The organism is Pseudoalteromonas sp. H105 (assembly GCF_001469215.1).
GTDB lineage: Bacteria > Pseudomonadota > Gammaproteobacteria > Enterobacterales > Alteromonadaceae > Pseudoalteromonas.
On record NZ_LOFH01000001.1, the window covers coordinates 239256 to 263187 of the forward strand.

The 23932-nt window shown below is 39.5% G+C and carries 20 protein-coding genes; 12 read left to right on the plus strand and 8 right to left on the minus strand.

Annotated elements, in window-relative coordinates; translation table 11 throughout:
• Positions 1-4: 4 nt before the first annotated feature.
• Genes trpCF through ATS75_RS01075 form a run of 4 tightly spaced genes read right to left on the minus strand, consistent with a single transcriptional unit; the run spans position 5 to position 4626 of the window.
• Positions 5-1369, minus strand: a complete 1365-nt coding sequence (gene trpCF / locus ATS75_RS01060; RefSeq protein WP_058558577.1) for a bifunctional indole-3-glycerol-phosphate synthase TrpC/phosphoribosylanthranilate isomerase TrpF — start codon at positions 1367-1369, stop codon at positions 5-7.
• The gene (gene trpD / locus ATS75_RS01065; RefSeq protein WP_058558578.1) at positions 1362-2429 is read right to left on the minus strand and encodes an anthranilate phosphoribosyltransferase; all 1068 of its coding nucleotides are present in this window, start codon (positions 2427-2429) and stop codon (positions 1362-1364) included. Before trpD ends, trpCF begins: the two co-directional genes overlap by 8 nt.
• A gap of 8 nt (positions 2430-2437) precedes the next feature.
• A complete protein-coding gene (locus tag ATS75_RS01070) occupies positions 2438-3055 on the minus strand; it encodes an aminodeoxychorismate/anthranilate synthase component II (protein WP_058558579.1) in 618 nt (205 codons plus the stop codon).
• 5 nt (positions 3056-3060) lie between these two features.
• Positions 3061-4626 (minus strand): anthranilate synthase component 1, encoded by a 1566-nt coding sequence (locus ATS75_RS01075; RefSeq protein WP_058558580.1) that lies wholly within the window; start codon positions 4624-4626, stop codon positions 3061-3063.
• A gap of 422 nt (positions 4627-5048) precedes the next feature.
• Between ATS75_RS01075 and rnm the strand changes: the two genes are divergently transcribed.
• From rnm to ATS75_RS01100, 5 genes are all read left to right on the plus strand, one after another.
• Positions 5049-5906 (plus strand): RNase RNM, encoded by an 858-nt coding sequence (gene rnm / locus ATS75_RS01080; protein WP_058558581.1) that lies wholly within the window; start codon positions 5049-5051, stop codon positions 5904-5906.
• On the plus strand, positions 5899-6519 hold the full coding sequence (locus ATS75_RS01085; protein ID WP_058558582.1) for an L-threonylcarbamoyladenylate synthase: 621 nt from the start codon (positions 5899-5901) through the stop codon (positions 6517-6519). Before rnm ends, ATS75_RS01085 begins: the two co-directional genes overlap by 8 nt.
• 15 nt (positions 6520-6534) lie before the next feature.
• On the plus strand, positions 6535-7371 hold the full coding sequence (locus ATS75_RS01090) for a segregation and condensation protein A (RefSeq protein ID WP_235591115.1): 837 nt from the start codon (positions 6535-6537) through the stop codon (positions 7369-7371).
• Between the two features lie 136 nt (positions 7372-7507).
• Positions 7508-8062: a cytochrome b gene (locus ATS75_RS01095; protein ID WP_058558583.1), complete on the plus strand. Its 555-nt coding sequence runs from the start codon at positions 7508-7510 to the stop codon at positions 8060-8062.
• 1 nt (position 8063) lies between these two features.
• On the plus strand, positions 8064-8642 hold the full coding sequence (locus tag ATS75_RS01100) for a YceI family protein (protein ID WP_058558584.1): 579 nt from the start codon (positions 8064-8066) through the stop codon (positions 8640-8642).
• Positions 8643-8676: 34 nt separating this feature from the next.
• Here the strand turns inward: ATS75_RS01100 and ATS75_RS01105 are convergent, their stop codons facing one another.
• Both ATS75_RS01105 and ATS75_RS20475 read right to left on the minus strand, forming a co-directional pair.
• A complete protein-coding gene (locus ATS75_RS01105) occupies positions 8677-9528 on the minus strand; it encodes a hypothetical protein (protein WP_058558585.1) in 852 nt (283 codons plus the stop codon).
• A 119-nt stretch (positions 9529-9647) separates the two neighbouring features.
• Positions 9648-9815, minus strand: a complete 168-nt coding sequence (locus ATS75_RS20475) for a hypothetical protein (RefSeq protein WP_201020933.1) — start codon at positions 9813-9815, stop codon at positions 9648-9650.
• Positions 9816-10196: 381 nt separating this feature from the next.
• Here ATS75_RS20475 and ATS75_RS01110 point away from each other — a divergent pair, with 381 nt between their 5' ends.
• The 6 genes from ATS75_RS01110 to icd all read left to right on the plus strand — a co-directional run bounded on the left by ATS75_RS01110 (position 10197) and on the right by icd (position 20448).
• The gene (locus tag ATS75_RS01110) at positions 10197-10739 is read left to right on the plus strand and encodes a dienelactone hydrolase family protein (RefSeq protein ID WP_058558586.1); all 543 of its coding nucleotides are present in this window, start codon (positions 10197-10199) and stop codon (positions 10737-10739) included.
• 59 nt (positions 10740-10798) lie between these two features.
• Positions 10799-11734, plus strand: a complete 936-nt coding sequence (locus tag ATS75_RS01115; RefSeq protein ID WP_058558587.1) for a hypothetical protein — start codon at positions 10799-10801, stop codon at positions 11732-11734.
• Between the two features lie 23 nt (positions 11735-11757).
• Positions 11758-14007, plus strand: coding sequence for an NAD(P)-binding protein (locus ATS75_RS01120; RefSeq protein WP_058558588.1), 2250 nt, complete (start codon positions 11758-11760; stop codon positions 14005-14007).
• Between the two features lie 115 nt (positions 14008-14122).
• On the plus strand, positions 14123-16372 hold the full coding sequence (locus tag ATS75_RS01125) for a TonB-dependent receptor (RefSeq protein WP_235591108.1): 2250 nt from the start codon (positions 14123-14125) through the stop codon (positions 16370-16372).
• A gap of 29 nt (positions 16373-16401) precedes the next feature.
• Entirely contained in the window at positions 16402-19098 is a 2697-nt protein-coding gene (locus ATS75_RS01130; RefSeq protein WP_058558590.1) for a 7TM diverse intracellular signaling domain-containing protein, read from the plus strand.
• Positions 19099-19188: 90 nt separating this feature from the next.
• The gene (gene icd, locus ATS75_RS01135) at positions 19189-20448 is read left to right on the plus strand and encodes an NADP-dependent isocitrate dehydrogenase (protein ID WP_058558591.1); all 1260 of its coding nucleotides are present in this window, start codon (positions 19189-19191) and stop codon (positions 20446-20448) included.
• A 1-nt stretch (position 20449) separates the two neighbouring features.
• On the opposite strand, the gene ATS75_RS01140 is transcribed toward icd, so the two are convergent.
• Together ATS75_RS01140 and ATS75_RS01145 are read right to left on the minus strand one after the other, a co-directional pair.
• Positions 20450-20899 carry a hypothetical protein gene (locus ATS75_RS01140; protein WP_058559060.1) on the minus strand — a complete coding sequence of 150 codons (450 nt, stop codon included), beginning with the start codon at positions 20897-20899 and terminating at the stop codon, positions 20450-20452.
• A 143-nt stretch (positions 20900-21042) separates the two neighbouring features.
• Positions 21043-21990, minus strand: coding sequence for a LysR family transcriptional regulator (locus tag ATS75_RS01145; protein WP_058559061.1), 948 nt, complete (start codon positions 21988-21990; stop codon positions 21043-21045).
• A gap of 104 nt (positions 21991-22094) precedes the next feature.
• Between ATS75_RS01145 and aceK the strand changes: the two genes are divergently transcribed.
• Positions 22095-23918, plus strand: coding sequence for a bifunctional isocitrate dehydrogenase kinase/phosphatase (gene aceK, locus ATS75_RS01150; protein WP_058558592.1), 1824 nt, complete (start codon positions 22095-22097; stop codon positions 23916-23918).
• Positions 23919-23932: the final 14 nt, after the last annotated feature.

The window sequence follows — 23932 nt, forward strand, 5'->3', positions numbered from 1 at the left end:
TACCTCAATATTTGCGGATGCTGTTGAATGCATCATTTAATTTTTGTTGGCACTTTTTGCCTGCGCTTAACTCAACCCCAGAATTTAAATCTAAGCCATGAGCTCCTTGATATAGCGCGTCTTTAATATTGTCTGCGTTGAGCCCACCGGCTAGCATAAAGGGTTGCGTTGCATCTTTTAAAACAGACCAATCAAATGTTTTGCCCGTTCCACCCACTTGTGTGTCACTGTGTGTATCATAAAGGTGGCGGTCAACACCAACTACGTGTGAGGGCAGGCTATCTTTCACCGCTTGCGCTTTCCATATTTGGCAATTAGACGGTAATTTTGAACGAAGCTCATCTATATATGCTTCATTTTCATCGCCATGTAATTGCACGGCTGCTAATTTTAATGTGTTAGCATGCTCAACAACGTCCTTTATTGTTGAGTTTACAAATACCCCAACGTAAGCGAGCGGGGCGCTTTGCGTAATTTGTAATGCACAATCTAAATCTACAAAACGGGGAGATTTGGTTGCAAATATAAGTCCACCGTAAACTGCACCGCTATCGTAGGCATTTATAGCGTCTTGGCTTCGTGTTAAGCCACACACTTTATTTTCACCTAAAATAACGCGACGGCATGCTCGCTCTAAATCATGCTCAGCCATTAAGGAACTTCCAATTAAAAAGCCATTGCATAATGGGGCAAGACGTTTTACATCTTGATGTGTATAGATGCCTGACTCTGAAATGACGACTTTGTTGTCAGGAATCAGTTTACGGAGCCGTTCAGTTGTCGCTAAGTCAGTACTTAAATCACGTAAATCACGGTTATTAATGCCAATAATTTGTGCATCGAGCGCTAAAGCTCTAGCTACTTCTTCTTCATTACTAACCTCGGTTAACACTGCCATTTTCAGGCTATGGGCAACCTCAGCAAGGGCTTTATATTGATTATCGTCAAGGACTGAGAGCATTAATAAAATAGCATCGCCACCGTAAATGCGTGCCATGTATATTTGATATTCATCAATGAAGAAATCTTTGCATATTAGTGGCTGGTCAACTTGGCTTCTTACAAACTCTAAATAATCAAAGCTGCCTTGAAAATATTTTTCGTCAGTAAGCACGCTTATACACGTTGCATGTTCTTTGTAAACACTTGTTATTTCAGCTAAATCAAACGGCTCACGAATAAGTCCTTTCGAAGGCGATGCTTTCTTGCATTCTAAAATAAATTGAATACCAGGTGCTGCCAAGGCTTTATAAAAATCACGGTCCGTTGGAACAGCTTGTGATTTAAAGCTATCTAGTGGGCGCTTAGCTTTGCGTTCAGTCAGCTCTGTTTTTTTATCTGCAACAATTTTGTCTAAGACATTAGCCATTGGTTACCTCTGCATTTACGGCTTTACTACTGTGTTCAATAATGGCATTTAACGTACTTAAAGCACGGCCTGATTTTAAAACGTCGCTTACATATTGTGCGCCTGCTTTAAGGTTTTCTACTTTTTCTGTCATGTACAGCAATGCAGCAACGTTAACAATAATAGCGGCATTGTGTGCGTCTGAACCATTTCCTGCGAGTATAGCAAGGCTCGCTTTTGCGTTATATTCTGGGCCTTCACCAGCCAGTTGTTCAAGTGAATAGTTTGCAAGTCCAAAGTCGGCAGCTGTCAGGGTGTAGTGTGTAATTTCGCCATTGTTTAGCTCAACAACTGTTGTTGCGCCATGTAATGCAATTTCGTCTGTGCCTGAGCCATGCACGACCATGGCACGTTTTGTTCCAAGTGTTTTGAGTGTTTGTGCCATTGGTAGGCATAAACTTTCATCATAAACACCAAGTAACTGCACTTGCGGAGCAGCAGGGTTTGCTAATGGCCCTAAAATATTGAAAATAGTGCGGGTTTTTAATGCTGTGCGCACCCCCATAGCATGACGAACCCCACTGTGATAATGCGGGGCAAATAAAAATGTAAAGCCTGTGTGTTCTAAACACGCTACTGCTTGCGTTGGAGTCATATCAATATTGATCCCTAACGCTTTAAGTAAATCCGCAGAGCCAGAGTTACTCGACACACTGCGATTGCCGTGCTTAACCATGTTAATACCGCATGCTGCCGCTACAATCGCAGCGGTAGTGCTTATATTGATTGTGTTTGAGCCATCACCGCCTGTACCACAACTGTCTGCTAGCTCGGTGAGTTGTGTGGTAAAAGGGACTGCGTTTTCACGCATTGAGGCGGCTGCACCTGCGATTTCGTCACTTACTTCGCCTTTTATCTTCAATGCGACAAGTAATGCAGATAGCTCAATTTCTGTGACTTCACCTTGCATGATCGCATTAAAAAGCTGCTGGCTTTGGCTAAACGTTAATGATGTTTGCGCGAGTAATACGTCAATGAGTGCGCTGACATTGCTCGTTGATGGTGTTTGTTTTACTGGCATAAGAACCTCTACTGCTGTGTGTTCGCTAGAAACTGCATACTTTGTTGCAGTAGTGCTGCGCCATTAGGCGTTAAAATAGACTCAGGGTGGAACTGATACCCAAGTGCATTGTCTTCTTTATGGTAAATCGCCATCGGAATCGAGCCGTAGTGTGCTATCACGTCTACTGTTTTCGGAACGACGGTAGCCATGAGTGAGTGATAACGTGCAACAGGCATGCGCTCACCCATCCCATCAAAAACAGGGTGTTGAGCTAATTCAATAATTGAAGATTTCCCGTGAACAGTTTCACCAGCATGACCAATTACGCCACCATAACTCTGGGTAAGCGCTTGTTGCCCCAAACAAATACCTAACATTGGAAATGTACCTTTACACAGCTCAATCAACGCCATTAAACAGCCAGCATCGGATGGTGTTCCTGGGCCCGGTGATAAGACTAAAATAACTGGCTTGGTTTCATTGCACATTTTGTCAAAAATGAGCGTCGCCTCTATGTTGTTACGATATACCACTAAATCGCTGCCCAACATAGAAAGTTCATCGACTAAGTTATAACTAAATGAATCAAAGTTATCTAAAAAATAAATTTTTACGCCAGTGAGGCTGATGTTATTTTCACTCATTTTTATTATCCTCGGTACGTCGATTGAATGGCGGTAATCACCGCTTGGGCCTTAGCACGCGTTTCATTAGCTTCAGACTGTGGATCAGAATCGTGAACTACGCCGGCACCTGCTTGTACATATGCCATGCTGTTTTTAACAAACGCTGAGCGAATAACAATGCAACTATCCATTGCACCGTCGCCTGTTAAATATCCAACAGCACCGCCATAGCTACCTCTGCGTTTGCCCTCTGTTTTACGAACGAGCTCAGCAGCACTGACTTTAGGTGCCCCCACTAACGTGCCCATATTCATGCAAGCCTGATAGGCGTGTAGGGCATCAAGTTCAGGCTTTAATGTGCCTACAACACGAGAGACTAAGTGCATAACTTGTGAGTAGCGATCAACTTTTAAAAGTTCTTTAGCATGGCGAGTACCCGGAACACTTATACGTGCTACGTCATTACGGGCTAAATCGACCAACATTAAATGTTCAGCTCGCTCTTTTTGATCATTACGTAGTTCGAGTTCGATTCGGCTATCGAGATCGGGGTTAATTTGCCCATTTGCAAATTTTCCGCGTGGGCGAGTCCCTGCAATAGGATAAACTTCAACTTGTTGACTGACAGAGCAAAACTTTAAGGCTGATTCAGGTGAAGCACCAAATAATGCAAACTCACTGTCTCGCATATAAAACATATAGGGACTTGGGTTTTGTTGCTTTAGTTGGCTATAAGCATGAAGTGGATTAGCACAAGGCAATGAAAAAGTACGCGAAGGCACGACTTGAAAAATATCACCGTCAACGATATGTTTTTTCAAGTTTTTTACTTGCTCGCAATATTTTTCGTCACTGATGTCTACACTGACCTCACTGTGTCCGGGTATCTTTTCGGCGCTAAAATTACTCGCTTGGTCACACACCTTATTTAAACGCTCAAGTTTTTTACCTACCTCAAAGCAATTTGCATGCACATCAGGCCCATTAAAAACATTACCTATTAACTCTGTTGTCTTAGCCTGATGATCAATGACTACGAGCGTTTCTGCTAGATAAAAAACATAATCAGGGCAGCTATTTTCACCATCGGGTACATCAGTAAGTTGTTCAAAGTTTGCAACCATGTCATATGCAAATACCCCCCCTAAAAATAGCGAAAACGGGTTTTGTGTTGTGCTACTTATATTATTAATGCAGTTTCTCAAGGCACTAAAGGCATTATCAGCGATTAATTTACTGGCCTCATCAATATCTTTAGCGGTGTTTTTGTATTCTATGGTTAACGTGTTTTCTTTCAGCGCTGTTGAGCAGTTTTGTAATGTGTCGTTTAAATAAGGTAGTAGCTGCATGCCGTTGTTTGATTGCGCAACAACAGTGACGACTTTACCCGTGCATGTTATTTTTAGCGCACAATCTACTAAGATCAAGCTTTTAACACTGTCTTTAGAGTCAATCTCTGCTGATTCTAATAATAATGAATTATCAGTATCCAAGAGTGCATACAAGGCCAAAGGACTGTGAATGTACTCTCTCACTTCGGTGATACTTGTGACCTCACCAGGTGCTGTTGTTATGTGACTAAAAATCAAACCTCATTCCCTCAAAAAAATAAACCCCGCAAGCTATGCTGTGCGGGGTTAAATAACGACATCTATATTTTAGATAAACCATTACCGTCCCGCTAAGCCAGGCGCCACCACCAATGATGTGTAAAAGTTAAATCGTTATTCATGTTTGTTACCCTAAAATTTATGTATAAAAAAACCCGCTATAAGCGGGTTTAGAATGTGTTAGACACGACAATTCGTCACCCGATATTTTACGAGTGCCACCACCAGATTGTGTTTTGGATTGAATTAGTCATATTATTTATTGTTAGCGTGTGTCTTAAGTCGCTACAGTAAACCGTACCTGTGGTATTTCTGTCAAGTGTTTATTTAAAACAATTTATTTAAAAAATTTGTTATACTTTATAACAATTAAACGATTATAACTTGAGTAGTCCCCTCTTTTGATAAAATACGATTTACATAGTCATACCACACATTCGGACGGGCAATTGAGTGTTGAACAACTGCTACTTCGTGCAGTCGAAAAAAACATTGATGTTTTTGCTATTACTGATCACGACACTGTGGCTGCGATAGAGCCAGCCCAAGCGTTTATTAAAAGCGAACAATTACCGTTGAGTCTCATTACAGGTGTTGAAATTTCTACAAAGTGGGAAAGCTTTGAAATCCATATTGTGGCGCTAAACGTTGATGTAAAAAATGAGGCTTTGAATTCATTACTCTTACAACAGCAAGAAAAACGTGCAGAACGTGCAAAAGAGATTGGCCGGCGACTTGAAAAACATGGGTTTGATGGCATCTACGAACAAGCTCAAGCCCTCGCTAAAGATGCCCAAATTACGCGAGCTCATTATGCTAGGGCGCTGATTGAACGTGGTGTTGCTAAAACCATTCCCGGGGTTTTTAAAAAATACCTCGGGCGCGCTAAAACAGGTTACGTACCAAGTGCTTGGTGTGATATGGCCACTGCTATCGATGCGATACACCAAGCTGGTGGTGTTGCTGTACTGGCTCATCCTGGGCGCTATCAAATGTCGAACAAATGGCTGCGCAAATTACTCCTTCAATTTAAAGACGCGCGTGGTGATGCAATGGAAGTTGCGCAACCACAACAGGCGCCAAGCGAAAGACAATTTTTGGGTGAGTTAAGCCGTGAATATGGTTTATTATGCTCACAAGGTTCAGATTTTCATTTTCCTACCAGTTGGTTAGAATTAGGGAAAAACTTATATTTACCAAAAGACTGCCAAGGTGTTTGGCAGTTTTGGGAAGGTAAACAAGGAGACGCACATGAGTGATTTTTTTCATATTCACCCAGATAATCCACAGCCTCGACTTATCAAGCAAGCGGTGGATATTATCAAGCAAGGTGGGGTTGTTGTTTATCCTACTGATTCAGGATACGCAATAGGCTGTAATCTTGGTAATAAGCAAGCAAAAGAACGTATTGAACGTATTCGTGGTATTGAAAAACACCACAATTTTACGTTAGTTTGCCGTGATCTTTCTGAATTATCGACTTACGCTAGGGTTGATAACCAGTTATTCAGACTCATCAAAAATAATACTCCGGGACCTTATACGTTTATCTTTAAAGGGACCAAAGAGGTTCCGAAACGATTACTAAATGATAAGAAAAAAACGATAGGTATCCGGGTTATTGAGCACCCGATAACGTGTGCGTTATTGGCAGAACTGGGTGAACCATTAATGTCTTGTTCGTTGATTTTACCGGATGAACAGTTTACAGAATCAGACCCAGATGAAATTCGCGATAGAATAGGACCACTTGTTGATTTAATTATTCATGGTGGTTATTTGGCAGAGCAAGCAACAACCGTGATTGATTTATCAGAAGATGACGTCAAAGTACTGCGAGTTGGCTGTGGTGACACTGCCCCCTTTGAGTAAAATGGTTATTTCGTGATCGAAAAAATCATTGCAGAACCTCTACCTCTAGAAGTTCAAGAGCCAGTTCAGCAAAAGCTGCCACTGGCTTTTTTGCATGGAAAAGCAGTGATCGATACACCTGAAGATTTATATATTCCACCAGATGCACTTGAAGTTATTTTAGAGACGTTTGAAGGTCCATTAGATTTACTACTTTACCTTATAAAAAAACACAAACTAGATATACTCGAGTTATCTATATTTAGCATTACAGAGCAGTATGTGAAGTATGTAGAAATGATGAGTGAGTTCCAATTAGAGCTTGCAGGTGAATACTTAGTCATGGCTGCGTTACTTGCACAGATTAAATCTCGCTTATTATTACCTAAACACGAAGAGCTTGAAGAAGAGGAGGACCCAAGAGCAGAATTAATCCGTCGGCTTCAAGAATATGAGCAATTTAAGAAAGCGGCTGAAAACTTAGATGACATCCCCCGTGTTGGCCGCGATATCTTTACCGCGCATGCATTAATGCCGGAGCAAGCAGACAATCACCAATTATTGCCTGATGTAGCGTTAAAAGACTTACTGTTGGCGTTAAGTGAAGTAATGGCAAGAGCAAAAACTTACGAACATCATCATATAACAGCAGAGGCGCTTTCTACCCGTGAAAGAATGAGTTTAATTTTAGCAAAACTCTCCCAAGCTGCTACCACATTACCTTTCACTTCATTATTTACATTAGACGAAGGCCGAAGTGGCGTTGTCGTCAGTTTTATTGCAATGTTAGAGCTCATCAAAGAAGGCTTGGTAACATGCCTTCAGGTTGACCCTGGCACTCAAATCTATATTGGTTTGAGACAAAGCGACTAGTCAGTAAATAGCGTAACCCCCATTATGTAGCGTAAAATTTATTTGTGCATATATGCACATAACTTGTTTGTTATTCGCTGTTTTCTTTTTATTTGAAGCGGGCTATTGTGTTTCTAGTAAATAAAGGAGCGGGTAAATGTTTACAAATACGAAATCAGGTTATGGCTTAATCGCGATAACGCTGCATTGGATAATGGCTTTGCTGGTTTTGGGCTTATTTGGCTTAGGGTTATATATGGTGGAGCTTACGTACTATGACAGTTGGTACCGAGGCTCTATGGATCTGCATAAAAGTATTGGTATCTCGTTAGTCGCCTTATTAATTTTTAGGTTCTTATGGCGAGCTTTGGGCACTCAACCAACACCTATTTCTGCTGGCAATAGACTCGTTAGCAAAATAGCCCACGCAGCCCATCTAATCATTTATTTTATATTGATTTGTATTGTTATATCCGGTTATTTAATTTCCACTGCAGACGGTCGTGCGATTGAAGTATTCGAAGTCCTTAGTGTACCTGCAATTGATATGTCATTTGATAATCAAGCTGATATTGCGGGTTTAATACATTATTGGGCAGCGTGTTGTCTGATTGGCTTAGTTACATTGCATGCCCTTGGGGCATTAAAACATCATTTTATCGATAAAGATAAAACCTTAATTAGAATGATCAAAGTACAAAAGGATGATTAATATGAAAAAGTTATTTATTTCAACGGTGTTAGCGACAGCACTAATGGGTGCAACCTCAGCTCACTCTGCCGATTATGTTATTGATACGAAGGGCGCACATGCATTTGTGAATTTTAAAATTAAGCATTTAGGGTATAGCTGGTTACATGGTCGTTTTAACACCTTTGATGGTGATTTTAACTACGATGCCAACAACCCCAATATGGCTCAGATAACAGTCAATATTGATACTAAAAGTATAGATTCAAACCATGCTGAGCGTGATAAACACCTTCGCGGTAATGATTTTTTAAATGTAGACAAATACCCGACGGCTTCGTTTAAAAGCACATCAATTAAATTTGATAACAGTGGGAATGAAGCAAATGTAACGGGGGAATTCACATTGCATGGCGTTACAAGAACCATCACCTTTGAAATTGATAAAATAGGTGAAGGTAAAGATCCATGGGGTGGTTATCGTGTAGGGTTTGAAGGTGAAACGAGCCTTAAGCTAGCTGACTATGGCATTGATTATAATTTAGGCCCAGCTTCGACACACGTTGATATAGGTTTATATATAGAGGGTATTCGCAAGTAAAGCGTGGTCTTTCGGCACGGCTTAATTAACCGCCTCAGTCACGTGAGGCGTTTTTTTGTAAGTGATGTGCCAATACCGGTCTTAAATTATCGGGCAGCCAACGCAGTAGAATGTCATTGTATGCTTGCGTTTGTTTGACACTGATAAGCGCCGTGTTTAAAACATTAATATGTTCTTTGCCTTCTTCAGTGTTAGTACATCCAATATAGCCATAACTAAAGTCAGAAGCTTCCTTGAGTTGTAATTGGGTTAATTCACTGTCAAAGCCCATTGTTTTAGCCATATAAAAGTGCTCACTTGGATACCCCAATAAAATATCAATTCTTTGTTTTTTTAACATATAGGTAAGACTTGAAAGGGTGTCTCTTCCTGGGCGGATAATGATAGATGCGTCAGCGCTATTATTAATTACTTTGTCAATTTCGATACCATATGAGCGACTCATTGAAATACCAAGAGTAAGATTTTTGTGATTAAGTAAATCACTAAACGACTGGGGGGTTTGTTGATCTAAGTCCAACAGCTGCATCAAATTTGTATGAATTGCAACAGAAGGTGACAAACCAAGTGTCGAGCTTTCTTCACTAAAACTAATATGCTGACGGCGGTGATCACTTTGATAAAGCGATAGCATACAGTAGGTTTTGTTAGGATTTGATACTTCTAGCAATGCTCGGCTTGAGGGAAAAACCGCACGTCTAAAAGTGTATTCGGGTAATGCTTGCTCTAATAATGAAATAACACTTTCATCTCTACCGGTACCAATAAATTGATCAGATAGAATATAGTAAGGTGCAAAGTCAACAATAACCCAGTCAATTGTTTTAGCTGAGGTAGGAAGGGATATCGTGAATAAAAATATGGGAAGTAAAATGCTACGAAACATATAAAATACGGCTAATTTACAGGTTCATTAATTCAGTGTAGCAGGATAATTTTAGTTGTATAAAGTAAAACGCCAGCAAAAGCTGGCGAATATCTTTATATTTAACAAATCAATTCTAGTTAGTTAGCTTTTAACCACTTTACAAATTGACGTGCATCACTTGCCTTAGTGAATATTGCATTTTTTAAACCTTGCGTATCAGAAAAAATCACGCGCTGTTTGTTTACTGAAATTGATTGCACTGGATGGGCAATTTGGATCATAGATCCGTTATAACTATAAGACATAATAAAACTCACTTTTTTCTTGTTATCTGAGTGCTGCTAATCTTTTATTAGCTCCAAAAGCACTATTAGATGACTATGTTGTGTTTAGCTTCATTACAGTGTTGACGATCTTTATGACATTTATGCGACCATATATAAAATATGACGTAATCTGAATTAGGGTTCTCGCCGTACAATAATTTAGCTTTATAATATACGTATTTGCGGGCTTACTGGATCAGGGTAAAGGGGTTAACCGCGAGGGCTTTTTTATGGCCAAGGAATGATAGTATAACTTAAATTTTAATTTTACAAGTTTAATTTTAAAAAAATCTGGTGTTCAGACAGATTTCGATGTAACTTTATTGGGTAAGTGCATTATTAAACTATAGTCGTAAGAAAATGAAATATATTTTTGTCAGTGATATTTTCGGGAAAACAGCGCATCTTAGCCATTTTGCCAAGCAGTTTAATACTGAGCATATTATTGTTGACCCTTATAATGGTGAGTTACAATCAGTAGCAGATGATAAGCAACAATACGCTCATTTTGTGTTCAAGTGTGACCACGATGGATATGTTAATAAACTCAATTCGATTTTAAATAAGGTTTCTACTGAAACAACAGTGATCGCTTTTAGCGCAGGTGGCGCTGCTGCTTGGCGCAGTGTGGCACATGTAAATAACCCACATATAAAAAAGCTTATCGCATTTTATCCAAATCAAATTCGCAATCATCTCGATATTGTTTCACCTATTCCCTGTGAGCTTATTTTCCCTGCCAATGAACAGCATTATGATATTCAACATGTGATAGAAAGCGTAAGTCGTCAAGAACAAATAACTTGCATAATCAGTGATTATAAACATGGATTTATGAACCCATTGTCTGCAGGGTTCAATAGTGCGGGTTATCAGCATTTTTGTAAATATTTGCTTCCTTAAAATAACCTTTAATTGATTATTCTAGCTATACTTATTTTTTTAAATGGAATTTAAGTATCATGAATATATTAACAGCTTCTTACCAGCACTTTTTATCTAACCCAATAGCAAAGCCTCCTTGTAGAATGACCAATGCAAATATGTATGGTTTTTTTGCTGAAATCGAAATAGAAAAAACGCAAAGTTATATTGATTCGACGCTCAATAAAGCAGCAACAGGAAATAAAACGTTTAAGTCTTTGGGGGAGTACGCACTGATTACTTTCACCGATATTGAAAAAATAGCGTCGATGACGCCACCATTCGACCAGCAAGGCTGGATGCAAGAAACCGACATCATTATTTGGTTGCCAGTGGCCCAAGTTGAAGATGGAGATGTAAGTCACCTGTATTGGTATCCTGCTTTTATTTGCGTTAATAATATTTATGCATTAATTAATGGCAGAGAAACATGGGGCTACAATAAGTATTTGTGTGAGTATACAATGCCAAGCTCATCATCCGAGCTGTCTCCATTTTCGATTTCTTTAGAATGCTTTAAACGTTTCTCACCAACGTCAAAGTTGCAAATGCATGAGTTGTTTACTATTACGCAACTTGCTAACGAAGAGGAAAACTCGCTCTTATCTGTTCTTGATGATTTCCCAGACCATGTAGCTAAGCTTTTTAAAACAAAACATTTAGGCATCGATTTTTCTTTGATTCAACAGCTGCTCAAAGGCTTTACAAATCCTCAGATGGATCAGATCCTTTTCAAACAGTTCCCTGATGGGCGTGGCGATGAAGCCGTTTATCAATCAGTAATACATTCACCTTCAAAGATAAAAAAAATACATCGTTTTAAATTATTAAAATCAGATTATGCTTTAAATTTAACCAGGCTTGATAGCTTTCCGCTTGATGATATGTTTGGCTTAAAACTAGGAAGCCAATCATTACATCTTCCATTTTATATTCAAATGGATTTTGATCAGCTACCAGCAAGCCAAATTTAATACCGTTCATTAAAGGAATTGACATGACGAAAGAAAGAATAGTGATTATTGGTGGTGGGGTATCGGCGATGACCGCGGCGCTATATTTAACTGAGCAAGATGATTGGCAGCAATACAGAAGTATCACCGTTTACCAACAAGGTTGGCGACTGGGTGGTAAAGGAGCTAGTGGTCGAAATGCAAAGCATGGGCAACGTATCGAAGAGCATGGTTTACATGTATGGTTTGGAGCTTATGTAAATAGTTTCAGGGCGATTGAAACAGTTTACAATAAACTTCAAAGGTCGGAAAACTGTGCATTATCGACATGGCAGCAAGCTTTAAAGCCACATAGTTTTGTCGCGCTTGAAGAGCACATCGACGCTGATTGGCAAACTTGGCCCATTGATTTTCCATTGTTACCGGGTAACCCAGCTCAAGGTAGTTTAGACATTACTGCGTGGGACTTTGTGAAGATGACGCTAGCTTGGTTAAAAAAATGGATAGCTGATATTCAAAGCAAAGCCTCAAATGCTAATAAAAGCACCCAGTTAAAAACGAAGAAATCACGTGATAAATCCCTATTACGTCATTTACAACAGCAGTTAGAAGATTTAGTGGATGATACTGAAGAGGCTTGGCAGCAATTTGGTAAAGATATCGAGCAACAGGCGCATGAAATAAGCTCAACACCGAGCTTGTTAATAACTAAACTCAATCACTTTGTTCATGGGCAGAAAACGTTAAGCCCACAAGGTGATGAGAAGAAAGACGGCCTTGTTATTTGGTATGTAGTTAGGAAGCTGAAACGTTGGTTAAATAGCGAAATCAGAGATTTATTAGATGATAACTCAGAACTTAGACGAGTATATATTTGTGCTGATCTCGCTATTGCTATGTTAGTTGGTCTTGTAAAAGATAAAGTTTACCGTGACGGGTTTGGAGTCATTAACAAATACGACTTTAGGCAGTGGCTTAAAAGAAACGGCGCAAATGAGCAATATAGTGTTAATTCTGCACCGGTTCGTGGTTTTTATGATTTGGTGTTTGCTTATCCTAAAGGGGATTTTAGTAAGCCAAATGTCGAGGCGGGAGTTGCAGCTCTTGCCATGTTACGTATTACCTTATGTTATCGAGGTGGCGTAATGTGGAAGATGCAAGCTGGGATGGGGGACGTGATTTTTGCACCTATATATGAGCTGTTAAAGAAAAGAGGCGTTAACTTTGAATTTTTTTATCAACTACAAAACCTTACGCCCAGTATTAATGCTCATGGTGAGCACACGGTTAATACAATTGAGTTACAACAACAAATAGCATTAAAGTCAACACAAGAGTATCAGCCACTTGTTGATGTAAAAAACCTGCCTTGCTGGCCTAGTGAACCACTTTATGCGCAAATAAACCCAGAGCAAGCCGCTTTATTACAGCAGAACCATATCAACCTAGAATCATTTTGGAGCGATTGGCCAGCAAAATATCAAGCCTATTATAATAAGCCACTGCCAAGCAAAGTATTAAAAGTTAATGAAGATTTTGACAAAGTGATTCTAGGTGTGTCGGTGGCGTCACTTGAACATGTATGCCCCGAGCTGCTTGAGTTGGATAGTTTGTTTTCTGCTCAGGCTAAGCAGGTTAAAACGGTAGCAACCCAAGCAGCACAGCTATGGCTTAACAAAACGGATCAGCAATTGGGCTGGGAATATATACCAACCAGTGAAGAGGGACCTATTCTAAGTGGGTTTAGCGAGCCTTTTGATACTTGGGCCGCAATGTCGAATTTAATTGATAAAGAGCAATGGCCTCAGAGCTCACCACCTGCCAATATAGCTTATTTTTGTAGTGCTTTTCCTTGTGATGAGTATCCACCTCGGAGTGATCATGAATTTGTAGTAAATGCAAAAGCACAAGTAAAAGAAAATCTTAAAAGCATGTTGGAGAATAATATGCAGCCGCTTTGGCCTCTCGCATATTCACACACCGAATTTGATTGGTCAGTGTTATACGGTGACGAGCGTGCCGAAAACAGCCGTCTTGATGAACAGTATTGGCGCGTCAATGTTGACCCCAGCGAACGTTATGTTTTATCAGTTGCAGGTTCAAGTAAATATCGGTTAGCCACAAATGCAACAATATTCACTAATTTATTTATTACTGGTGACTGGATTAAAACAGGAGTTAATGCTGGGTGTGTTGAAGCTGCGGTTATGGCAGGTATGCAAACGTCTCGCGCAATATGCGGCTTTCCACAAGAAATAAGTGGCGAGAATGCGTTTGAAGCAGGCAGTAATTAATTAATCTTTTCTTATTAGGCGGTTTTAGTCGATGGATTAGTCTATAATCGCTCATATTACAGTATGTTTACATATCTGAGAAAGGTCTTTGCAGATGAATAACCAAGGCAACTTTATGACAAAAAATGTATGGCTAATTTGCTCATCGGGTTTATTGCTTCCTCTTCAGTTACAAGCGCTTGAAAATGATGAGGCTTTGCATAAAAGTAACATGGAAGTAATTGAGGTCTATGCGCAAAAAAGAGCTCAAAAAATTGAAGAGGTTGGCATCGCAGTGAGTACTGTAAAGGGCGATGTTCTTAAAACTCAACACTTCAAAGATTCTACTGAGTTATCGGTGTTTGCTCCAAACTTAAAAATTAGTCAAAATGCTGCAGAAGGCACGCCACCGGCCGTTAATATCCGTGGTGTTGGATTAGTTGATTATAATACGGCAAACACATCGCCTGTTGCTATGTATGTTGATGATATTGCTGTAGGGTCTGCTAATAATCAAATTGTTAACTTGTTTGACATTGAGCAGGTCGATATTTTACGTGGTCCGCAAGGAACACTTTTTGGGCGTAACTCAACAGGTGGAGCTATTCTTATCCGCTCAAAGCGGCCCGAATTTGAACAAAGTGGCTATATTACAGCCGGTGCTGCTAATAATAATGCCTCAAGTTTAGATGCTGTGTTCAACTTGCCTCTCAGCGAAAACACCGCTATTCGGGTGGCACTTAATCATCAAGATTATGATTACTCAACAAATAATATCTATCAAGATGCCCCAACTGCAGGCATGGAGCAAACGAATGGTCGTGTGTCTTTCTTAGCTGACTTTGATACGGTTCAAATATTAATAAAAGGGCACTTTTCTGATTGGGATGGCATTGTTCAACCTGTCGGAAGCATTGGTATAATTGCAAATCCACTTACAGGAGAGCGATGTACTCCATCGCAAGCTGGTTCAACGACTTGTTTTGATAACTTTGGTTTTAATGATGGGAGTGACGACTTTTACACTGTGAGTGTGAATAATAATTCTCCCCACACAACCGATGGCAAAGGAGTCAGTGCGCATTTAAATTGGCAGCTAAATTCTGATAATGAACTTGTATCTTTAACAAGCTATAACACGCTCGAACGTTTTCATGCATTTAATTGTGATGGTTCACCTGCTAGATTGTGTGAAGGAAGCTTAGGCTTAGACACTGATCTTGTGACTCAGGAGCTCCGTTTACAAACAAAATTTGGCGAGCACTTGTTAACAACGGGCCTCTATTATGCTGATGAGACGATAGGGCAGAACAATATCAATGATATTTTGCGCGATTATCGTGGCATTTTACCAACAAATTTAACCGCCACTTTTTTCTACGATAATGAAATACAAACTCAAAGCTTAGCTGCGTTTAGTCAGTTTGATTTTCAGCTGAACGAGAAATGGTTGATAACCGCAGGGCTACGTTATTCTTATGAATCACTTGATTATGACTCGATTTCGAATCTCAATGTAGTGGTAGATCCCGCTGATCTTCAAGGGATCAAGATTCCTTTTTATCATGTAAAAGGCAGTCAATCAGATAATGGCTTTTCTGGACAGTTAGGGCTTAATTATAAGGTTGATGAATCAACCTATGCCTATTATCGTTTTGCTAATGGAGCAAAAAGTGGGGGCTATAACGGAGGGTTTTTATCATCTGTTGAACAAGCGCAACTTGCCGATTACCAGAAAGAGCGGTTAAATGCCCATGAGATTGGAAGTAAATCATGGTGGCCACAACAAGGCGTTCGTTTTAATTGGGCAGCTTTTTATTATGATTATAATGATCAACAAGTTTTTATGAATCAACCTTCAGTATCTGAGCAAAGTCCACCGGTTCAATTATTAGAAAATGTTGCAGATTCGGTTATTTATGGATTAGAGGCCGAGTTAGATTATTGGGTTACAACCACGTTTAATGTTAAATTTGCCTTGGGTTATATTCCTCATGCTGAGTTTGAGGAATATGTTGACCCCCTTGGAAATGCGCTGACTGATAATCGTCTACCATTTACTTCAGAGTGGAACCTTAGTGCAGGGGTTGAATATACGGCAGATATTTCAAACAACCCATTTAAAGCACAGGTTTTAATTGATTATCAATCTGATTTTTATTTTGACCAAAATCAAAACCCATACGCAATGCAAGACGGTTATAGCATTGTGAATGCAAATTTACATTATCAAATAAATAACTGGGGTTTTGCTTTATGGGGCAAGAATTTGTTTAATACGCAATATAGTAATCTAAAATTTGATTTAAGCTCTTTTCTTGGCATGCTAGAAGATTTTAAGGGAGAAGGTCGACGTTACGGGTTGGATATCAGTTATCAGTTTTAACCGCGGGTTACTAATTTAAGGTGTGGAGTATGCCAATACAGGCAATGCTAAGAGTGTTTTTGTGTATTTTATCTTTGTTTTTTAGCAACTTAGTTGTGGCTATCACTCCTGAGCGTTTTGTTTACACTGAGCAAGAAAAAAAAACTAATTTATTACAACAAGGCCAAGTGCTTGAAGTAGCTAATGGATCTTTTCCTCGCAATAGCCATGAAGTCGAAGCGTGGTTGCAAGATAAACAGCCTCAAACGAGAACAACATTTTTTGGTGGTAGTTTTTGGTTTGTTATCCATTTAGAGAACAAGACCGAATTAGATGAGCTTGTGTTGTATCCCTACAATACGCTACTTTCAAAAATTGAAACGCGTATTTATGATATGTCGAATCCACAGCACCCAGTGAAACGCTATGAAACAGGGGGGTTAGCCCCAAATGAGTTTGCATTTCATTATGGTAATAAAGTGCAGTTAACACCTGACATACCTTATGTATTAATTGCAAAATTTCAAAGTGATTATTTTTACACCCCTCCTAAACTCGTACTGAAACCATACGACGATTTTTTTGCAAAAATAACGTCTGATAATATGATCATGTTACTGTGCTTTGGGGTGGGCATAGCACTTGGGTTATATAATCTATTAATTTATTTTGGTGCACGTGATGTTACGTATCTTTACTATGCGTTATTCACTGCGTGTTGGGTTTTCGCATGGAGTCAGTTTTTTCATATACCGGATCAAATTTTTGGTTTTTACAATGCGCACCTCCATTGGATTGGCTTTACTCTAATCCCGCTAACGAATATTTTATTTTTTAATAGTTTACTTAAATTAAAAGAAACCTCTCCTAAGCTTTCAAGTTTGTCTATTGGCCTTGCTATTGTTGCAACAGCTGGCGTACCTTTTGCTGTTGTATGGCCTGGTTTTGGTTTTATCTGGGCAACGTTAGTGACCGGAACAACGCTGTGTTTGGGGATGGTGGTAGGGATCAGAAGTTGGATGAGCGGATTTAAACCCGCCCGTTATTTTGTTTTAGCTTACTTGGCTATGGCAATCCCTAATATGATTGGTAATTTAACTAATTTAGGCTTAATTGAGCCTTTATCCATTGACCTATATTTGCTTGGCTTAATTGGCACCGCATTGGATGCTATGTTGTTGGCATTTGCCGTTGCTAATAAATTTAGCCTTTTGCATGAAAGTAATATTGAGTTGACCAAAAATTTAGAGCAAAAAGTACAACGTCGTACACAAGAGTTACAACAATTAGCTGAAGAATTACGTGATGCGAGCGAGGCAAAAAGCCGGTTCTTAGCCAATATGAGCCATGAAATACGCACTCCTATGACATCTATAATAGGTTATGCTGATGGCATTATTTTAGGCGATATAAAACCGCACGAACGCAATCATGGGATTCGCGTTATTTTACAAAATAGCCGTCATGTACTTGGCCTGATCAATGACATTCTTGATATGTCGAAGATAGAAGCAAATAGATTAGAAATAGAGCTGGTAGAAACTGATTTATTTGCAACAATAGCTGAAATAGAATCGTTGTTAGGTAAACAAATTCGCGACAAGGGTTTGAAGTTTAAAGTTGATTATGAATTTCCTTTACCAGATTGGATTGTCAGTGATCCAACTCGTTTGAGACAGATACTCTTAAACTTAGCAACTAACGCACTTAAATTTACAACGGTCGGTCATATCCAATTACAGGTGAGTTGTTCACAAGATCAGCTAAAGATTAAAGTTAAAGATACCGGTATTGGTATGACAGACACTGAACAAAAAGACTTATTTACACCTTTTTATCAGGCAGACTCTTCTATTTCTCGCAGGTATGGAGGGACAGGTCTTGGCTTGAATATTTCGAAAAACCTGGCTGCTAAACTTGATGGTGAGATTAGCGTTCATTCGGAAGTGGGTAGTGGCAGCGAGTTTTGTTTGTCTTTGGCTCTATATACAACTGAGCGGACTCTTTGGGTTGATTCATTCGACGATATACGCAAAAACGATGCACAAAACACCGTGTCTAACAGCTTTCAGCGTAATTTAGTCGGCGAAGTGTTAGTTGCGGAGGATCATCCTGAGAATAGGCAGCTAATTAAGCGTATTTTAGAGCGGATGGGTTTAACGGTTACTGCTGTTGAGAATGGACAAGATGCTGTTCAAGCAACATTAGATGAGCATTTTGATCTGATTTTATTGGATATTCAAATGCCAATTATGGATGGCGAACAGGCCATTCATATTATGCAAGCTACCGGTTTAACGACACCTATTGTTGCATTAACGGCAAACACGATGAAAAACGAGGTAGACCGCTATCTAAAGCAAGGTTTTGTAGATCATATTGCGAAACCAATAGACCGAACAAAGTTTAGTCATAAAATAGCTAGTTACCTTGATATTGATATTGTTGATGACGTTAAATTACCCGAGCATGAATTTGAATTACTGAAGAAAGATTATGTTCGCGGTCTTAAAGCACAGAGAGATACTTTACTAAATCAGTTTCGTAACGCTGATATGGCAGGGTTTGCGCAAAGTGTTCATATGATAAAAGGGACTGCGGGTATGTTTGATTGCCAAGTGCTTTATCAACAAGCCGTTGAGTTAGATAAATTATTAAAGTCAGATTCGGTTACTTTTGATGGCCAGCGTGTTTATGCCTTACTCTCTGCCATCGATGATATTTTAGTTGAAGAAACTTCCAGCTAACTATTTAGTCGTTGAATAATCGCTATAAGTCTTTATTTAAAGACAATTTACAGCTCGCATGATTAAATATATTTTCTTGCAGGGGGGCGTATGCAGTATCAACATATATCAGTGCCTGAAGATGGCAAGCAAATTATTATCAATGAGCAGGGACAGTGGCTCATTCCTGACAACCCAATTATTACTTTTATTGATGGTGATGGAGTAGGTCAGGATATTACCCCAGTTATGCGTGATGTTGTTAACACTGCCGTCGCGCATTGTTACAAAAACAATCGCAAAATCCATTGGCTTGAAGCCTATAATGGGGAAAAAGCAGCAAAGCTATACGATGGCGATTGGTTTCCTCAAGAAACAATTCATGCGGTTAGGCAGTTCAAATTAGCGATTAAAGGACCACTAACAACTCCCTTAGGTGGAGGGTTTAGGTCGCTCAACGTCGCACTACGCCAAGAAATGGATTTATTCGTTAATATGCGACCTATTAAAGGGTATAACGCATTACCTTCACCATTAAAACAACCAGAAAAGACAAATATCGTTGTTATTCGAGATAGCTCTGAAGATGTCTATTCTGGGATTGAATGGCAAGCGGGAAGTGTTGAAGCTGAAAAAGTATTGGACTTTTTATGCCAGGAAATGGGGGTAACGCGCTTAAGGTTTGATCAACAATGCGGTATAGGCATAAAAAATATATCCAAAGAAGGATCAGAGCGGCTTATGCGTTATGCAATTGAGTATGCGCTAGAGCAACAAAGTGAATCACTCACTGTTGTACACAAAGGGAATGTTTTAAAGTTTACAGATGGCGCGTTTAAGCGTTGGGGATATGAGTTAGCAAAACATGAATTTGGTGCTGTTGCACACGAGAATGGCCGATGGTTAATCATTGAGAGAGACAATACCGTTCCGCTCGTAATAAAAGAAGTGATTGCTGATAACATGTTACAGCAAGCCTTAATGCACCCAGAGCAATTTGATGTGGTTGTAACAACCAATCAAAATGGAGACTATCTAGCTGATATGTTAACTGCCCAAGTGGGAGGAATTGGCATCATGCCAGCAGCAAATTTAAATAACCAAGTTGCTTTCTTTGAACCGACGCATGGCCCATTTGAGCGAATTGCTGGCACTGATAAAGCAAATCCTACAAGCAGTATTTTGAGTGCAGTTATGATGTTGCGGTTTATGAATTGGCATGAGGCAGCACAATCGATTGAAAATGCTCTTTCAGCAACGTTTGAAGCAAATGAAATGACGTTTGATTTAGAGAAATACAGTCATAGCGCGATAATCCTCAGCTGCAGTGCGTTTGCAAAGAAGATTATCGAGCGTATTGAACAATCATAGTTTAAGCCGCATTTTCATTATTAAACGCAATGCGATACATACATGGGCGATTTGTTAGTTGAGCAGCACGTTGATATATCGCTTGTGCATCATCTTCATTGCTCGGTGTCCCACTTAATGTATCCATTAATGCTACAACGATAATTGCAGGTACTTGGCAACAATATTCATCTAATACTGCCGTTGTTGTTTGTGCGTCCACGTGGCAATGAGGGTGTGCATGCTCAACTTGGTATGCATGCAATAAGGTTTGTACATCCAGCGTATTATCATCTTCATGTTTATTTTTACGACATTGACAACCAAATTCATCCACTAATGTTGCTAATGCTTGGTATACATCTTCACTTGTTAGTGTTGTTTGTTTGCAAAGTTGCTGATCAATAAAGGCATGTAAATTACCATCAATGAATAAACCGTCTTGTTGAGTAAAGCTTGCTGTCGTTTGCATCATAATCATGTCTCTTTGTTATGGGAGTGAATCATTTTGTATGACTTTACTCTAGCCTTAAGAACACTATTAATGAAATTGTTGTTTTCAATAACTGATATTGATTTTATCAATAACCTGTCAAATATGTGTTTGTTACGTTCTTATCTGTCCGCAATAGTACTTGCAAAATCGATTAACTCACGGCGAAGCCATTGGTGAGGGCTTGCATGGTGCAGTATAGGGCTCCAAAGCATCTTGATTTCAATTGGCACAACTTGAAAAGGTACAGGGCTGATGACTAAACCTGTGTGTTTTGCCAGCAGCATAGCTTGCCTACGCGGAAGGGTTGCGATGAGTTTTTCTGATTGGCATAGTAAACTTGCAACCATGTAGTGACGGGTAAAAACGCGAATATGACGTGTTTGCTCTAATTGCCAGAGTGCCTCATCTACCCAGCCAAGCTTTTGACTGCCAGATTTATTTGTTACAGCCGCTTCAGCTCCCCAACCAGCACGGTTAACCCAAATATGTTCAGCAGCTAGATAATGTGCTAAATCAGGGGAGTTTAAGTATTCATTACTCGGATGCGTGAGGCAGCAGTAGTTATCCCGCCATACAGTGGCTTGATGAAAAGAGCGGGGCATACCATTAAAGCGATTGATGGCTAAATCTATTGTCCCTTTTTCCATATCTTGCAAGTTGACGTCACTGGGGCTAAGCACATCAAAATTGAGGCCAGGGTGTTTTTCCAATTGAGATGTAATAAAAGGGGCTATTAGGGTGGATTCTAAATAATCATTCGCCATTATTCTAAATGTAAGTTCGGCACGGGTGGGATTAAATAGTTCGCTGGGTTGTGTAATTGCCTCCGCCATTTTTAATAAGGCTTCAATTTCGGGCTTAAGGCTCAGCGCTTTCGCTGTTGGGGTCATATTACCTGCGGCACGAACCAGAAGTGGATCTTCAAATAAGTCACGAAGCCGTTTTAGTGCATTACTCATTGCAGGCTGAGTCAGTGCAAGTTTATTAGCCGCTTTTGAAACACTTTGCTCATCAATAAGCACATTCAGGTAAACTAATAAGTTGAGATCAACATTTCTAATATTCATTTCATCAATCTTATTCATTCGCTTTATTAATTATCTAAATTTAAGCCAGCTTGCTATGGTATGTAAACCGCCAAAGTAAAATAATCGTTATAAGCGATAAAAATATGCCGATCCTTGAGCCTGAATATACTCTTAATAAGCCAGATAACAGCAACCTCGAAGAGGTTATTGCAACCAAGCTTGCACGCGCTGTATTTGCCGGTTTTGAGGCGATGTTTGCTGAATTTTTAAATATTACATTAGGCGCCCAAAGTCGATTTGAACAAAGGCAGTGGCTTGACGTGCAAGCCGCTATGCGTGCTCGATTACAAATATATGAGCGCCAAGTCACAAATGTAAGTTGTGCAGTGAAGTTAATTGCCTACAAAGAATATACTGATGCGAGAATTTGGCAGCAGGCAAAAAATATATACGCAGCGATGGTGAATGACCACGAAAATCAACCAATAGCACATACCTTTTTTAACTCTACTTTTGGTGCTTTGTGGCATGACAGAAAAATACGTACCGTTCATTTATTTGTTTTAAAAGCGAAGTACCGCACAGCTCCCAGGCCGTTTGAAAGCCTTGTTAAACGGATTTCTTTGAAAACCGGGTTTGCCGATGCAGTAACGAAGCTCATATTAGCGCAAGCATTTAGGACGTCGTTTCATCATTTTTCACAAGATGTGTCTATTCTACAAAACACGTTAATGTTAGGTGCAAAACAACAATGCCCTCAAGTTTATGAGTTAATTAATTTGAACGATGGGTATATAGAATATGCTAACTCTTTATTTTTTAGAAATAAAGCGTGTTATCTGATCGGCCGCTGTATTGCTAAGAATGGTGATAATATGCCCTTTGCTATCGCTATATTAAATACAGAAGAAGGCCTAAAGTTAGATGCCGTCATGATGGGCCCGGATCAGCTCAGTTTGCTCTTTGGTTTTGCCCGCACCTATTTTATGGTTGATACAGATCAGCCAGCACGGTATGTCGATTATCTGAGTGTGTTGATGCCCCACAAGCAACGCTTTGAGTTGTTCAATGCGATTGGTTTTATTAAGCATGCTAAAACAGAGTTTTATCGCTACAAAGTCGACACAACTAAAAATAGCCCTCTGTCAGATAAGTATATTACAGCGCCAGGTACCCCAGGCATGGTGATGTTGGTGTTTACGACCCCATGTTCTGAATATGTATATAAAGTCATTAAAGATAAATTTAACGCACCTAAAACAGCCACCAAAGCACAAGTAATGGATAAATATGATTTTGTTAAACAAGCTGACAGAGTCGGGAGGCTGGTTGATACGCATGAGTTTAGGTATTTAGCGTTCGATCTAAATCGGTTTAGTGATGAATTACTTGGTTATATGAAAGCGGTTATTGGTAGCAATTTGATTATTTCAAACAAAGCAGTGATATTGAAGCATGTGTATGTTGAGAGAAAAATGACACCATTAAACCTATATTTAAACCAATGTGATACCCAAAAACTTAAGAACGTGATGGTTGATTATGGCAAAGCGATTAAAGATTTAGCGGGTGCAAACATATTTCCGGGTGACATGCTGATGAAAAACTTTGGGGTTACTCGCTGGGGGCGAGTGGTTTTTTATGATTATGATGAAATTTGCCCATTAACTGAGTGTAATTTTAGAGACATGCCAAACAGTGACAATCCATTGGATGAGCTTAGTACACAAAGCTACTTTGACATTGCACAAAATGATGTTTTTCCAAGCCAATTTACTGTTTTTTTCAGCGCAAATACGGCTGCGTTTGAGATTTTTTCACGCCATCACTGTGATTTGTTTACAGCGGCTTTTTGGCAACATTGCCAAGCAAAAATACATGCAGGTGAGCTGTACGATGTGTATCCCTATAAACAAAGTTGGCGATTTGAGCAAATGCACCTTAGCCAGATGTCTGATAGTCAATGAAAAATAAAAAGGTA

Excerpts from the sequence above, each read along its gene's own strand:
- ATS75_RS01110 (WP_058558586.1), top strand. The coding sequence starts at position 10,197 with ATGAAATATATTTTTGTCAGTGATATTTTCGGGAAAACAGCGCATCTT.
- ATS75_RS01125 (WP_235591108.1), top strand. The coding sequence starts at position 14,123 with ATGACAAAAAATGTATGGCTAATTTGCTCATCGGGTTTATTGCTTCCT.
- ATS75_RS01140 (WP_058559060.1), bottom strand. The coding sequence starts at position 20,899 with ATGCAAACGACAGCAAGCTTTACTCAACAAGACGGTTTATTCATTGAT.
- ATS75_RS01095 (WP_058558583.1), top strand. The coding sequence starts at position 7,508 with ATGTTTACAAATACGAAATCAGGTTATGGCTTAATCGCGATAACGCTG.
- ATS75_RS01145 (WP_058559061.1), bottom strand. The coding sequence starts at position 21,990 with ATGAATATTAGAAATGTTGATCTCAACTTATTAGTTTACCTGAATGTG.
- ATS75_RS01120 (WP_058558588.1), top strand. The coding sequence starts at position 11,758 with ATGACGAAAGAAAGAATAGTGATTATTGGTGGTGGGGTATCGGCGATG.
- ATS75_RS01130 (WP_058558590.1), top strand. The coding sequence starts at position 16,402 with ATGCCAATACAGGCAATGCTAAGAGTGTTTTTGTGTATTTTATCTTTG.
- icd (WP_058558591.1), top strand. The coding sequence starts at position 19,189 with ATGCAGTATCAACATATATCAGTGCCTGAAGATGGCAAGCAAATTATT.
- ATS75_RS01070 (WP_058558579.1), bottom strand. The coding sequence starts at position 3,055 with ATGAGTGAAAATAACATCAGCCTCACTGGCGTAAAAATTTATTTTTTA.
- trpD (WP_058558578.1), bottom strand. The coding sequence starts at position 2,429 with ATGCCAGTAAAACAAACACCATCAACGAGCAATGTCAGCGCACTCATT.
- ATS75_RS20475 (WP_201020933.1), bottom strand. The coding sequence starts at position 9,815 with ATGTCTTATAGTTATAACGGATCTATGATCCAAATTGCCCATCCAGTG.
- trpCF (WP_058558577.1), bottom strand. The coding sequence starts at position 1,369 with ATGGCTAATGTCTTAGACAAAATTGTTGCAGATAAAAAAACAGAGCTG.
- ATS75_RS01115 (WP_058558587.1), top strand. The coding sequence starts at position 10,799 with ATGAATATATTAACAGCTTCTTACCAGCACTTTTTATCTAACCCAATA.
- aceK (WP_058558592.1), top strand. The coding sequence starts at position 22,095 with ATGCCGATCCTTGAGCCTGAATATACTCTTAATAAGCCAGATAACAGC.
- ATS75_RS01105 (WP_058558585.1), bottom strand. The coding sequence starts at position 9,528 with ATGTTTCGTAGCATTTTACTTCCCATATTTTTATTCACGATATCCCTT.
- ATS75_RS01085 (WP_058558582.1), top strand. The coding sequence starts at position 5,899 with ATGAGTGATTTTTTTCATATTCACCCAGATAATCCACAGCCTCGACTT.
- ATS75_RS01100 (WP_058558584.1), top strand. The coding sequence starts at position 8,064 with ATGAAAAAGTTATTTATTTCAACGGTGTTAGCGACAGCACTAATGGGT.